The sequence below is a fragment of the Streptomyces sp. NBC_00988 genome, assembly GCF_045162645.1.
Taxonomy (GTDB): Bacteria; Actinomycetota; Actinomycetes; order Streptomycetales; family Streptomycetaceae; genus Streptomyces.
On record NZ_CP108730.1, the window covers coordinates 11,879,732 to 11,892,763 of the forward strand.

A 13,032-nucleotide genomic window follows, 5' to 3' on the forward strand; every position below is an offset into this window, starting at 1 on the left:
CCCCGGCCGGGTGCGCACCCGGTCCCTGCTGCTCCTCGGTCGCGACCTCACTGTTCGTCATGTTCCGTCCTTCGTTCGTTCCGTCCCCGTGTCGCGTGACCCGCGACGATCCCTCCGTACCCGATCGCCTTAATGAGTATCCCCATTAAGGCGAATCGGACGGATAGCGGTTACGAGACGGTTTCCGGTGCCTGCTCGCCGAGATAGGCGCGCTCCAGCAGACCGGGGTCCGCCGCGAGTCTCGCGGCGGACCCGCTCAACACCGTTTCCCCGTGCACCAGGACCACCGCCCGGTCCGCCACGTCGAGGGCCAGCCGGACGTGCTGCTCGACCAGCACGACCGCCGTGCCGGTGTCCTCGGCGATCCGCCGGACGACCGGCAGCAACTCCTCGACGATCACCGGCGCCAGCCCCATACTCAACTCGTCGACGAGCAGCACCCGAGGGTCCTGGATCATCGCCCGCCCCAGCGCCAGCATCTGCTGCTCCCCACCGGAGAGCATCCCGGCCGCGACCTTCAGCCGTTTCCCCAGCGCCGGAAAGAAGTCGAGCACCTGGTCCACGCTGCTGCCCCGACGCCGCCGCGCGAGCGTCAGGTTGTCCCGTACGGTCAACTGCGTGAACAGCGACCGGTCGTCGGGCACCAGGACCAGTCCCCGCCGGGCGACCTCACGCGCCCGCCCGCCACGGATCTCCCGCCCGTCCAGGGCGACCGACCCGCCCAGGCGCGGCAGCAGCCCGGCAAGGGTCATCAACAGCGTTGTCTTTCCCGCTCCGTTGGGCCCCAGCAGGGCGATGACCTCTCCGGCGAGCAGCTTCAGGTCGAAGCCGCGTACCACCGGCCGGCCCTTGGTGTAGCCCGCGTCCACGCCCTCGCACGTCAGCAGTTCCTGCCCGGTCACTGGACGACCTCCCCGCGCACCTGGTCCGAATCGACGTTCGTCGCACCGAGGTAGGCGGTCGCGACCCGTGGATCTGCCTTGATCTCGGCGGGAGTTCCGTCCGCGATGACCTTTCCGATGTCCAGTACGACGATGCGGTCGCACACGTCGAGCACCAGCCCCATGTCGTGGTCGATGAGCAGGACCGTCACGCCGTCGGCCCGTACGGCCCGCAGCCGGTCGCCCAGCCAGCGGCTCTCGGAACTGTCCAGGCCGGCCGCGGGTTCGTCGAGCAGCAGCATCCGGGGGCGACCGGCCAGGGCTCGTGCGATGGACACCAACTGCCGTCTGCCCTGGGAGAGTTCGCGTGCCGGCTGGGCCCGGAACCGGCTCAGGTGCAGCGTCTCGAACAGCCGGTTCCGCAGCTCCAGCCCCTGAGTGGAGCCGACATGGTCGCCGCCGTGCAGGGCGGCGGCCTCCCCGACCAGCACGTTCTCCTCCACGCTGAGGTCCTCGTAGAGCTCGATGCCCTGGAAGGTGCGTCCGAGGCCCGCCCGGCCCCGCTGGTGCGGCTTCAGCGAGGAGATCACCCGGCCGTCGAACTCGACTGTTCCCGTACTGCGGTTGTAGCCGCTGACCGCGTCGAGGAGGGTGGTCTTCCCGGCGCCGTTCGGGCCGATCACGCCGACGATCTCGCCCGAGCGCACGTCGAAGGTGACGGAGTCGACGGCCACCACACCGCCGTAGCGGACCCCGACATCGCGGACCGCGAGGAGCACCTCGCCCGGTTCGGGAACGGGTGGGCGGGAGGACGGCGCCGACTCGGCCAGGACGTCGGCGTCCTGGCCGAGGGCGGCGGGACGGCGCTTGCGCCGTAGCCGGGCCGACAGTTCGTGCGCCGGGCCGACAAGGCCTTCCGGGTTCGTGATCACGGTGAGGACGAGACCGATGCCCATGATCACGTCGTACCACTCGCCCAGGGAAAGGGCCCGGTCCAGGAGGACGGGCAGCAGACCGCCGGCTCCCATCACCCCGGCGACGAGGCCGCCGGACAGCGAGGTGATGCCGGCCAGGTAGGCGGTGGCGAACAGGCCCAGACCGCCGATCGCGGTGAACATCTCGGCGTCGGCGACGGTCTGTTGGTAGCCCAGCAGGGCGCCCCCGAGCCCGGCGATGAACGCCCCGATCGCGAAGGCGACGATCTTCGTACGGGCGACGTCGATGCCCGCCGCCGCGGCCGACCGTTCGTTGGCGCGTACGGCGAGCATCGCGGCGCCGAGGCGGCTGCGGCGCAGCCACGCCACGCCCAGGCCGACGAGCAGCAGTACCACCAGGCACAGCAACGCGAACGGGATGCGTGGATAGTCGTCGCCCGCTCCGATGCCCAGGTCGATCCCGAACAGGCGGGGCGAGGGCACCTTCGAGCCGCCCAGGCCGCCGTTGAGTTGGGTGTTGCGGAACCAGAAGGCCTCCAGAGCCACGGCCAGCGCGACCGTGACCACCGCCGCCGGCAGGCCACGGATCCGCAGCGCGGGCAGCCCGATCACCACCCCGATCACCGTCGCCGCCAGGGCCGCCAGCAACGGAGCGAACGGAAAGGGGACACCCCAGTCGACGCTCAGCCTGCTCAGGCTGAACGCGCCTACCCCCGCCAGCGTCAGCTGCGCGAGCGAGATCTGCCCGGCGAACCCGGTGACGACCACCAGCGACAGCGAGATCACCGCCAGGGTCAGCGAGGTGATCACGGCCGCGCGGATGCTTCCGGTGGTGGCGAAGAGGACGACGACAGCCAGGGCTGTACTCACGACCGCCGGGGCCAGGATGCGGTCGGGCCGCGGTGCCCGGCCCAAGGCCTGCTGGATCAGCGAGCCGCGCGTGGGCAGCGGCCGTCCACGGACCACGAGGTAGGCCAAAATGACGGCCAGCGGCACCAGTTGGGCCAGGCCGGCCTGGGGCAGCCACGACCACTTCCCCTGGAGGAACTGCACCTCCGACTGGAGCATCCCGATGACCAGCCCCGCTCCCACGGCCGGGATCAGCGCGGTGAAGTTGCCGACCAGCGCCGCCGCCAGGGCCGGCACGATGAACAGGGTGTAGGAGACCGGGACCAGCGGCACGATCGGGGCGATCAGGATGCCGGACAGCCCGGCGACGGCCGAGCTGAGCGCCCAGTTCGCCACCGCGATCCGCTCCGGCGACAACCCGCTGACCAGCGCGCCCTTCTCCGACTCCGCCACCGCCCGGGCAGTGAGCCCGAACCGGGTCAGCCGGAACACCAGCGCCAGGACGACGGTCAGTACGACGATCACCGCCGCGAACCACAGCCGGTCGCCGGGGAGGAGCGAACCGCCCCATGGCACCGGGTCGTTGGGCAGGATCGCCTTGACCGACACCGCCCCCGTACCCACCGCCGCGGCGAGCACGGCCTGGATCACCAGCATCACCCCGATCGAGGCGACAGCCTTCGCCACCGGCGGCGCGGTGCGCAGCGGCCGGAAGACCAGCCCGTACAGGACCACCCCCAACAGGGCAGCGAGGACAAGGGAGATGACCATCGCCGGGAAGAGGCCGAGGGCACCGCCGAGTCCGACCTTCTTCGGCACCCCCGGCAGCGGCACCAGCAACTCGCCCTGGCGCAGGAACGCGTAGGTGTACGCGCTGTACAACGCGATCGCACCGGTGGCGAAGTTGACCACTCCGGAACTGCGGAAGGTGAGCACGAGTGCCAGCGCGAGCGCGCCGAACACCGCCCCGCTTCCCAGTCCCAGCAACAGAAACACGACGTACTGACTCATCGGTGAGACCGTCCCTTCCGGCTGCTGCGACTACCGCGCGAACAACGAACTGGGATCGACGACCCGCATCTGTCCCAACTTGCCGTCGGACACCGTGCCGGTGACCTCCGGTGCCGAGCAGGCCGACGGCAGCACCGGTACCGCCTTGGAGTCACAGCTGAACGTGATGCCGTGGCCTGCGGGCAGTACGACGTCCTTCGCGGAGCGCAGCGCCGCCGTGATCGTCTTCGACGAGACCGTGCCCGTCAGGCCGTGCAGGGCGCGCACCAGACCGAGCACGCCCTGGTACCCGATCGCCGCGTACCCCTGGGTCGGTGTGCTGGGGCTGTACTCCTTCATCACCTGGCGGTAGAGCTGGGCCTCGATGTCGTCGCTGGCCACGTCGAAGCTGCTGAACACCTGCAGGCCGTCCATGCCCGCGCCCACCGCGTCGACGACCTCGGGGGCCACGCACGACTGGACGGACATCCGCGCGATGCCGGCCCCGAGCGTGCTCATCGCCTGGAGCACGGAGGTGCACACGGTCGACTCCCCGACGACGGCGACGGCGTCGGGCTTGTTGCGCAGCGCGGCACTCACTTGAGGAGACGCGTCCGGTGTGCCCGCCGCTATGGTCACGATCTGCAGGCCGACACCGGCCTTGGCGAAGACGGGCTTGCCGATGGCCTCGACGCCGCTGACCGCGGCGGGCGCGTCGATCACGAACGCGGCGACCTTCTTGTAGCCCTTCTCCTTCGCGTACGCGGCCATCGACGTCATGGTCGTCGGGAAACCGCCCGTCCAGGAGAACGCGTTGGCGGTGGTGCCCTCGGAGTTGCTCGCGGCGATGGACGTCGTCCAGGGAATCCCGGCCCCGGTCACGATCGGCACCATGGAGTCACCCAGACCACTGCTGGTCAGGACGACCGCGTCGACCTTCTTCTCGACCATCTGGTTCGCGCAGTCCCGAGCCGTCGCCGGCTCCTCCTTCGTCTTGCAGATCACGAACTGGATCGGCCTGCCAGCGATGCCGCCGAGGTTGGCGTTGGCGTACTTCCGGGCCGCTTCCGCGGCCTCCCTGTTCTCGGGCTGGCTGGTGGTCGCGCCGCCCTCATTGGTGATGAGGCCGATCCTGACCGGGGCGCCGGTGGCCTTCTTCCCGGGGAAGGCGCTCGCCAGCGCGGTCGGTATTTTCGTGCTGCCCGCGGCGGCGGTCGCGCCCCCACCGCTGCCGCCGCATCCCGCGAGCAGGACCGTGGTCGACACCAGCGCGACCGACGCTCGCGACCGGGGTGAGGAAAGGGCTCGTCCGACCGACTCGATCATGTCTGCGTCCCAACGTGTCGGCGAGTGCCCGGCACTCGCTGCGATCAGCGACCGGCGGCGCCGTGCGGCGACGCTGCCGTCCGAGAAAGTGAAGAGAGAGCCGCGAGTGGAGGTCGAACGGCACAAGGGCCGGGCGCCGCGGCAGACCATGCCGGCCGGCGTGCCGAGGGCTTGCCGAGGTTCCACGACCGGCGACGAGACGGACCCTGCTCCGATGCGGGGAGAGGGGCGGCCGATCCCCGCAAAGAGTGGCCGCAAGCAAGAAGAGTATACGTAATTGAGCCACCCTGGAATGGGTCGTACGGGACTTGTCCATGCAGTCGGCCCCTCTTCCGGCTTGACGCCTGGAATGAGGGGCCGAAATATGCGGGTGGGCTGGTCAATGGCCGCGGTGCACCCAACCCGCGTCGTGCCAGTACGTCTCAAGGTTCTCCATCGGCTCGGGCCAGGTCTCGACGTAGGTGACGCCCTCCGGCCCGGCCGTCATGAGATAGGGGGTTCCGGCCTCGCTGATCCAGAACTCGCCCGGACCGATGGTCCGGCTGCCCTCTTCCCCGTCCTTGCCCCAGGCGACGTGGAACTCGCCGCCGAAGACGATGATCAACTCGTCGAGGTTGTGATGGTGGCGGGGGACCGCGAAGTCCGGTGCGCACCGCAGGCCGTTCAGGTTGAACGACGGGTCCACCTTCGTCGACCACCACATGTTCCCTTTGAAGGTCTGCTCCATGTCGACCGGCGCATCGGCCAGGAGACCGCCCTCGCTCCACAGATACGTGGGAGCGGACTGGTCGACCGGCAGCTCGATCCAGCCCTCGTCCGACAGCAGATTGAAGAACTCGATTCCCATGCCCCGATACTGGGGACCGGGGTGGGACGTGTCATGCGTGAATCCCGTTGGCCGGGACCGGAGTCCGGACCGGAGCCCCCGTCGGGTGGGTCCCGATGAGCGGAACCTCTCCACGACACGATGTCCGGCCGCGCCTACGGTCGCCGCGTGACTCTTACATTCGGTGATCTGGTGGAAGACGCGGACTGGGTTCCCATGCCCCTGGAGCAGCAGGGCCATCCCCAGTACTTCTGGAACGACGGCGGCCTGCTGCGGGACGCACCCGTGGACTTCGCGGCGACGTTCGACGGGGCGATGTGGGTGACCACCAAGCCCATCGACGTACCGCACTTCAACCGCAACCCGCTGCGCGTACGCCCGGACTTCACGGTGCCCCGGCACCATCACAACGTCGACGAGATGCTCTTCGTCTTCGCCGGCGAGTACCACATCGAGCACTACGAGGCGGGCGAGCCGCAGACCGAGCGGGTGGGCCCGGGGGACGTCTTCCTGAGCCGGGCCGGCACGCCGTACACGATGACGGCGGGACCCGAGGGGGTCACCTACATCGAGACCTGGCCCAAGCCGGTGCGGGAGTTGGAGACGTACTGGCACGACGTCGGCTGGGTCCGGCGGTAGGTCGCCGACACGATCGCGTCCCGGCCCCTGGGGGCCGGGACCACGGATCGGGCGTCGGACGGGTCAGTCCGTCCAGAGGAACCGGTCGGCCACCCGGTGATGGTTGTAGATGGTCATCTCCTGCTCCTCGCTCAGCCGGTGCCCGTCGAAGCTGGGGGAGTGCATGCCCACGGTCACCTCCTTGGCGTTCATCAGGTCCTGCGTGAAGATCTCACCGAGGTCGGCCTCACGGAAGTCCTCGAAGAACTGGGGCTGGAAGTCCCGCTTCTTGTCATAGTCGGCGACGGGGACCTGGTCCAGGCTGAAGATCTCGAACAGGCAGCTGTCGGGGTCGAGTCCGTTGGGGCGCGCCCGGTAGCCGAACACCGAACCCTGGTTGGGCAGCAGGATCGTGTTCGGGAACACGTTCCACGCCGTACCGGCCTCCGCCCACTGCTGGGGCGTGATCTCAGGCCAGTCGTAGCCCTCGGCGAGCGACAACTCCTTGTACAGCTGGAGGTAGTACTGGCCGGCGGTCATCCCCTCTGGCACGTCCGCCGTCTTCAGCGCCTCGGCGGCCCGCCGGCTCCGCTCGTTCTCCAGGCCGCGCATGTCGTCGGCGATGTACTGCACGCTCAGCGCGACGGCGAGCCGCTCGTCGGTGATGCCTCCCGTGCCGCCGCGGTCCGTCGGATCCTTGGCCGCGTTCTCGGGAGCCGTCTTCTCCTTCGGGCCGACACTCGAATAGTGCGCGTGCCGCTCGTACACGGTCGTCGGCGCCCACATCCGGTTCTCAAGTTCCTTCATCGAGGCGATGTTGGTGTTCGACTTGTCGAAGCGGTAGAGCTGCGGATGCGTCCCCGCCACGTGATAGGCCTCAAGGAATCCGTCCAGCGCGGTCTTCCAATTGCACGGCAGCAGCACGCTCTTGTGCCACCGGTACCGCATGTTCTCGAACTGGAACGGCGCGAAGATCCGCGGGATCGGGTCGAGGTATTCGAGGAGCGGTTTCGCCTCCGGGTCCATGTTGATGAACACGAACCCGCCCCACTGCTCCGCCCGTACCCGCACCAGACCGAGGTCGTCGTCCGAGCGCGGCACGAACTCCTCACGGTCCAGCACCAGCCGGATCGAACCGTCCAGGTTCCAACGCCAGCCGTGGAAGGGGCAGATGAGCGAACCGACCCGCCCCCGGCCCCGCGCCAGCCGCGTACCGCGATGCCGGCAGGCGTTGAAATAGGCGCGGATCGAGTCCTTCGCCTCCCGCACGATCAGGATCGAATGACCACCGATCTCGTACTCGACAAAGTTCCCGACACCCGGCAGTTCCTCCAGACGGCAGGCGAGCAGCCACGCCCGCGTGAACACCTTGTCCAGTTCCAGCTTGAGGAACTCCGCGTCCAGATAACGCCCCTTGGGCACGAAAGCACGCGAAAGCCGGTACTTCTCCGGGACCTTCTCGGCGGGCACATCGCCCTCGAACCACGGGACTCGACGGTCCACTCGGGGCTCAACCACTGCAGACACCTCTGACCACTCCTCAACTCGACATGCGTGTACGGCTCCAGGCCCGGCCGCAAGGTGATCTCAGCCGGCGTCGGGCCCGGCGACCTCGGTCCCGTCGGCGCGCCGCACCACGTGGATGCAGTTGCCCGGGCACTCGTCCGCGGCGTCGATCACATCGAGACGCAGCCGATCCGCCACATCGGCCTGCGAGCCCTCGGGCGTCAGCAGTTCCCCGTCGGCGGCGTTCTTGACGTAGGCCAGTCCGTCGCCGCCGAACTCGAAGACATCGGGGGCGTATTGGGTGCACAGTCCGTCACCCGTGCACAGTTTCTGGTCGATCCACACCCGTACCTCATCGCTCACGAGCCTCGCCCTCCTCGTCCTCGGACAGCCGCGCGTCATCGCCGTTCGTCCGTCGGTCCGTCGTCGCGGCGACGGTGAGAACGACTCTCCACGCGGTGTCCGAGACCGTCCACCGGCCGTCCCATCAGCCGGGACCTGCGCGGACAGCCCTGCTCGGAGCCGCCCTACACTCAGCCGGCCGACCGCCCCCGCCGAGCCGGGTTCCCGTCCGCCGTGCCCGTCGTCGTACCGCCATCCGTGCGCCACGGCGCCGGAGCGCGCCCCGTCCACTCTCCCCAGGAGGCCGGCCCGTGGCCGAGACCGTGACCACAGACATCCTCATCGTCGGCGCCGGCCCGATCGGGCTCTACGGCGCCTACTGCGCGGGCTTCCGCGGACTGCGGACCGTCCTGGTCGACGCGTTGCCGCAGTGCGGGGGCCAGATCACCGCGCTCTACCCGGAGAAGGAGATCCGCGACATCGCCGCCGTCCCCGGCACCCGGGGCCGCGACGTCGTCACCGCCCTCAAGGACCAAGCAGACGCGTTCGACCCGGCCTACCTCCTCGGCCGCCAGGCCATCGACCTCACCCACACGCCCGACGGACGCCCCCAGGTCACCCTCTCCGACGGCACCACCGTCGACGCCGGAGCGGTCGTACTGACCGCCGGGATCGGCACGTTCACGCCGCGCACCCTCCCGGCCGGGGAGGAGTTCCTCGGGCGCGGGCTGAGCTACTTCGTTCCGGACCCGGCCGAGCACGCCGACCGTGACGTCCTCGTCGTCGGCGGCGGGGACAGCGCCGTCGACTGGGCCCTCGCCCTGCACCCGATCGCCCGCTCGGTGACCCTCGTGCACCGGCGCGGCACGTTCCGGGCCCACGCGGCGAGCGTGCGCGAACTGCACGAATGCGGGGTCGACATCGTCACCAACGCCCAGGTGGAGACCCTCGCCGGCGACGACCTGCTGCGCCAGGCGCACCTGAAGGTCGACGGGGAGGAGGAGGCCCGGGTGCTGAAGGTGGACGCGGTCGTGGCCGCGCTCGGCTTCATCAGCAACCTCGGACCACTCGCCGACTGGGGCGTCGAACTGGAGCGGCGCACGATCGTCGTCGACACCAGGATGCGCACCACGGTCGACCGGGTCTACGCCGCCGGCGACGTCACCGCGTACCCCGGCAAGGTGCGCCTGATGTCCGTCGGCTTCGGGGAGGTGGCGACCGCCGTCAACAACGCGGCCGTCGCCCTGGACCCCGCGCTGTCCCTGTTCCCCGGCCACTCGACCGAGTCCGCCTGAACGCCCGACTCCCTCTCGAAGAGCCTTTCTCCGAGAGGGAGTTGAGGAGGGCCGGGTCTAGCGGCTCTCGTCGGCCATGTCGACGGCCGCGATGTAGGAGAACGCCATCGACGAACCCACGGGACCGCCCGCGCCCGGGTAGATCCGGCCGGACATCGGCGCCATCGTGTTCCCCGACGCGTAGAGACCGGAGATCACCGAACCGTCGGGCCGCAGCACGCGCGCCTGCTCGTCCGTCTTCAGGCCCCCCTTGGTCCCCAGGTCGGACAGCACGATCGTGGCCGCGTAGAACGGCGGTTCGTCGATCACGCCCAGGCAGGGGTTGGGCCCGTCGGTGTGCGCCCCCGCCATGTGCGTGATCATCAGGTCCCAGGGATCCTCACCGCGGCCGAACTGCTCGTCCTTGCCGTTGCGGGCGTACCCGTTGAACTGTTCGACGCTCTCGGTGAGCGCACCCGCGGGCAGGCCGATCAGCTCCGCCAGTTCCTCCAGCGTGTCGGCCCGCTTGAGCACACCCGCGGCGAGGAACTTCTCGACGTCGAACCAGCCGGGCACCTGCGGTGCGACCGGCAGCCCGGCGAACGCCCGCTTGTTGTCGAGCTGGCGCTGGTCGAACACCCAGTGCGTGGGCAGGTGCGACACGTGCGAGGACCGGTGCGCCTTGAGCATCTCGTGGCCGGCACGGTCGTAGGGGAGACGTTCGTTCAGGTAGCGCTGTCCGGCGGCGTTGACCCAGATGCCGCTCCAGACCGACGTGTAGAACACCGGGCGGGTGTCCGGTACGACGAGGCCCGGTGCGAACCACGACTCGTCGAGCAGGTCGGTCGCGGCGCCGATGTCGATGCCCGCGGTGAGGGCGTCGCCGGTGTTGCCCTCGCAGCCCTGGGTCCACTCGTCGGTGACCCCGGGCTGGAAGCGTTCACGCAGCGCGCCGTTCCGCTCGTAACCGCCGGCGGCGAGCAGGACGCCCCGCCCGGCACGGAAGGTCACCGACTCGCCCTCGCTCAGGGCCTCGACCCCGACGACCGCACCGTCCTCGACGATCAGGCGCTCCAGCGCGGTGTTCGTGCGCACGGTTCCGTTGCCGGTCTCCATGAACGCGAGCAGCGCGCGGCCGATGAGGGCCTGCCCGCCGATCATCTCCGACGGGACCTCCACTCCCCAGCGTTCCGTCCACAGCGGCCTGCGCACCAGCGGTTCCAGGTCGCCGAGTTCGGAGCGGTCGAGGTTCTCGGGGAAGATCGTGCGGCCCTGGGGCAGGCTCCCGGGGCGGCCGACGAAGTAGTCGGGCACGCCCTGCCAGAAGAACCGGCCGAACCGCGGGTTCTTCTCCAACTCGTCGATCAGGGTGGGACCGGCCTGGAGGAAGGCCTCCCGCAGTGCGGCCGGCGAGTCGTCTCCGACGATCGCGTCGAGGTAGGGGCGTGCGACGTCCGGGCCGTCCTCGACGCCGGCCCGCTGCTCGGCCGCGTTGCCGGGCAGCCAGATCCCGGCGCCCGAATAGGCCGTGGTCCCGCCGACGTACTCCGTCTTCTCGATCACCAGCGTGCGCAGCCCACGGGAGGCCGCGGCATACGCGCCGACCAGCCCCGCGCCCGAGCCGACGACGATGACATCGTAGGAATCAGCTGCGCCTTCGCCGCTCATGACGGTTCCTCTCGTGAAGTGTCGAGCATCGGACGGACACGGCCGGCTCATGCGGAAGCGGACCGTGCCGAAAGAGAACAGCGCACTCAGTCACGGATCGCGTTCGACGCCGCCTCAAGGTGCGCGAAACCCTGGGCGGCCTCCTCGTCGAGCTCCATGACCTCGACGAAGTGCCCCAGCTCGGCTGTCATGTCGAGGTACCCGAACCGGATGGCGCCACTGTCCCCGTACTGCTTCCACGACCTGCCGCTCGCGGCGACGATCGCGGACGCCTCGTCGAAGTCGTCGACGCGGAAGCCCAGATGATGCAGCGTCGCCGGCTCGCCGGGCCTGACGGCCCCGCGATAGAGGTCGACCATGCCGCCGACCGGGCGGATGATCTCCAGGTTGGTCGGACCGGCGTTGACGAGGGCGACATCGATGACCCACTCGTCGGCGGGCACCCCGTCCACCACGACGAAGGTGCCGCGCGGGTCGTCGGCACCGGCGGGCGGCAGACCGCCGCCGAGCGACGACTTGAAGTGCTTGACGCACTCGACCGTCCCCAGCCTCGACTCCAGGAACGCGGCCGCGGCGTCGATGTCGTCGGTCACGTATCCGAGCTGCATGAAGTTGCGGAAGAGGTCACTCAACGATCGCACTCGGCACCCCCTTGTTCTGATCGGCCCGATTGACTACGGGGAACGACTGTCCCCCCGCCCTCCGTGGTCGTCCATCGCATGTCCCACCAGACGGAATCGGCCGCGTGGGCGCGGCTCCGGAGTGGCACGATGCGGCGATGACCACATCGAGTGCGGGGACGGCGCAGGTGACCGTGAACCAGGCAGCGATCGAGCACCGGCTGATCACGATGCGCAAGTCGGTCGTGCAGCTCGACTCGCTCGGACGGCTGGACAGCGCGCGCCTGGCGAACGACCCGGGCACCGGGCTGGCGGTCGAGCGTGTCCTGGCCCTTCTGAACGACCTCGCCTCCACCATCAACCGGCATGTCTCCGAAGGGGTGTTGGGCGAGGCGCCGCCGCAGACACCCGCCGCCTCGTTCGGTACGGCCGCGCGGGCCGGGCTGATCGACGCCGAACTGGCCGCCGCCCTCGCGCCGGCGGACGGACCGCACCACGTCCTGGTGCAGCTCTATCTGGACGCGGAACCCGAGGAGGTCGCCGCGGTCGTGACCGCCGCGCGGTCCGGCTACCGGGAGTACGTGCGACAGGTCACCGACTGGATCAGCGCGAGCACGCCCGGCCGCGCGGTGTGAAGGTTCAAACGGCGGCGGCTACAGTGCGACCATGACCACGACGCCACGCTGGCTGGATTCCGAGGAGATGCGGGCCTGGCTCGCCTACGTCGAGTTCTCCACCCTCCTCTCCGACCACCTGAACCGTCAGCTGCGGCGCGACGCGGGGATGACGCACTCCGACTACATCCTGCTCGCCCACCTCTCCTCGATTCCGCAGGGCAGGCTGACCATGTCGGAGCTGGCCGAGCGCCTCAAGATCACCCGCAGCCGGCTGACCCACGCCGTGACCCGCCTCCAGGACGCCGGGTACCTCGACCGCCACGAGGACCCCGAGAACCGGCGCAGCCAACTCGCCGTACTCACCGCACAGGGACGCGAGTTCCTGGAGCGCGCGGCCCCCGGCCACGTCGAGGCGGTCCGCCGAGCGGTCTTCGACGCGCTCACGCCCGAACAGGTACGCCAGTTCGCGGAGATCGGCGAGGCCATCAACGCCGCACTCCATCGCGAAGAGGACTCCGGGGACGATCAGGAAGCGCTGCCCTGGCGTCGGCGGTAGGGGCGGGGCAGTCGTGAACTCGCC

12 protein-coding genes are annotated in these 13,032 nt (G+C 69.7%); 4 read left to right on the forward strand and 8 right to left on the reverse strand.

The features are described from left to right. Positions 1-170: 170 nt before the first annotated feature. The 4 genes from OG496_RS53460 to OG496_RS53475 all read right to left on the reverse strand — a co-directional run bounded on the left by OG496_RS53460 (position 171) and on the right by OG496_RS53475 (position 5,828). Positions 171-902, reverse strand: coding sequence for an ABC transporter ATP-binding protein (locus OG496_RS53460; protein WP_405976241.1), 732 nt, complete (start codon positions 900-902; stop codon positions 171-173). Further along, complete coding sequence (locus OG496_RS53465; RefSeq protein ID WP_405976242.1) at positions 899-3,676, reverse strand: ABC transporter permease subunit; 2,778 nt, start codon at positions 3,674-3,676, stop codon at positions 899-901. Before OG496_RS53465 ends, OG496_RS53460 begins: the two co-directional genes overlap by 4 nt. Before the next feature lie 30 nt (positions 3,677-3,706). Next, the gene (locus OG496_RS53470) at positions 3,707-4,921 is read right to left on the reverse strand and encodes an ABC transporter substrate-binding protein (protein ID WP_405976243.1); all 1,215 of its coding nucleotides are present in this window, start codon (positions 4,919-4,921) and stop codon (positions 3,707-3,709) included. Between the two features lie 439 nt (positions 4,922-5,360). Beyond that, positions 5,361-5,828: a hypothetical protein gene (locus OG496_RS53475; protein ID WP_366495746.1), complete on the reverse strand. Its 468-nt coding sequence runs from the start codon at positions 5,826-5,828 to the stop codon at positions 5,361-5,363. A gap of 147 nt (positions 5,829-5,975) precedes the next feature. Here OG496_RS53475 and OG496_RS53480 point away from each other — a divergent pair, with 147 nt between their 5' ends. Then, entirely contained in the window at positions 5,976-6,446 is a 471-nt protein-coding gene (locus OG496_RS53480) for a hypothetical protein (protein ID WP_405976244.1), read from the forward strand. A 63-nt stretch (positions 6,447-6,509) separates the two neighbouring features. Here OG496_RS53480 and OG496_RS53485 read toward each other — a convergent pair whose 3' ends face one another. Continuing rightward, the gene (locus tag OG496_RS53485) at positions 6,510-7,943 is read right to left on the reverse strand and encodes an SRPBCC family protein (RefSeq protein WP_405976245.1); all 1,434 of its coding nucleotides are present in this window, start codon (positions 7,941-7,943) and stop codon (positions 6,510-6,512) included. Positions 7,944-8,012: 69 nt separating this feature from the next. Continuing rightward, a complete protein-coding gene (locus OG496_RS53490; protein WP_399391286.1) occupies positions 8,013-8,333 on the reverse strand; it encodes a ferredoxin in 321 nt (106 codons plus the stop codon). Positions 8,334-8,584: 251 nt separating this feature from the next. On the opposite strand from OG496_RS53490, the gene OG496_RS53495 reads away from it, so the two are divergent. Beyond that, a complete protein-coding gene (locus tag OG496_RS53495) occupies positions 8,585-9,568 on the forward strand; it encodes an NAD(P)/FAD-dependent oxidoreductase (protein ID WP_405976246.1) in 984 nt (327 codons plus the stop codon). A 57-nt stretch (positions 9,569-9,625) separates the two neighbouring features. Here the strand turns inward: OG496_RS53495 and OG496_RS53500 are convergent, their stop codons facing one another. Together OG496_RS53500 and OG496_RS53505 are read right to left on the reverse strand one after the other, a co-directional pair. Next, positions 9,626-11,215, reverse strand: a complete 1,590-nt coding sequence (locus OG496_RS53500; protein WP_405976247.1) for an FAD-dependent oxidoreductase — start codon at positions 11,213-11,215, stop codon at positions 9,626-9,628. An 86-nt stretch (positions 11,216-11,301) separates the two neighbouring features. Further along, positions 11,302-11,856, reverse strand: a complete 555-nt coding sequence (locus OG496_RS53505; protein ID WP_405976248.1) for a VOC family protein — start codon at positions 11,854-11,856, stop codon at positions 11,302-11,304. 137 nt (positions 11,857-11,993) lie between these two features. Here OG496_RS53505 and OG496_RS53510 point away from each other — a divergent pair, with 137 nt between their 5' ends. Both OG496_RS53510 and OG496_RS53515 read left to right on the forward strand, forming a co-directional pair. Beyond that, on the forward strand, positions 11,994-12,470 hold the full coding sequence (locus OG496_RS53510; protein WP_405976249.1) for a HepT-like ribonuclease domain-containing protein: 477 nt from the start codon (positions 11,994-11,996) through the stop codon (positions 12,468-12,470). 31 nt (positions 12,471-12,501) lie between these two features. Next, positions 12,502-13,008 (forward strand): MarR family winged helix-turn-helix transcriptional regulator, encoded by a 507-nt coding sequence (locus OG496_RS53515; protein ID WP_405976250.1) that lies wholly within the window; start codon positions 12,502-12,504, stop codon positions 13,006-13,008. Positions 13,009-13,032: the final 24 nt, after the last annotated feature.

Coding starts and splice junctions, on each gene's coding strand:
- OG496_RS53475 (WP_366495746.1), bottom strand. CDS start 5,828: ATGGGAATCGAGTTCTTCAATCTGCTGTCGGACGAGGGCTGGATCGAG.
- OG496_RS53500 (WP_405976247.1), bottom strand. CDS start 11,215: ATGAGCGGCGAAGGCGCAGCTGATTCCTACGATGTCATCGTCGTCGGC.
- OG496_RS53510 (WP_405976249.1), top strand. CDS start 11,994: ATGACCACATCGAGTGCGGGGACGGCGCAGGTGACCGTGAACCAGGCA.
- OG496_RS53465 (WP_405976242.1), bottom strand. CDS start 3,676: ATGAGTCAGTACGTCGTGTTTCTGTTGCTGGGACTGGGAAGCGGGGCG.
- OG496_RS53490 (WP_399391286.1), bottom strand. CDS start 8,333: ATGACGCGCGGCTGTCCGAGGACGAGGAGGGCGAGGCTCGTGAGCGAT.
- OG496_RS53515 (WP_405976250.1), top strand. CDS start 12,502: ATGACCACGACGCCACGCTGGCTGGATTCCGAGGAGATGCGGGCCTGG.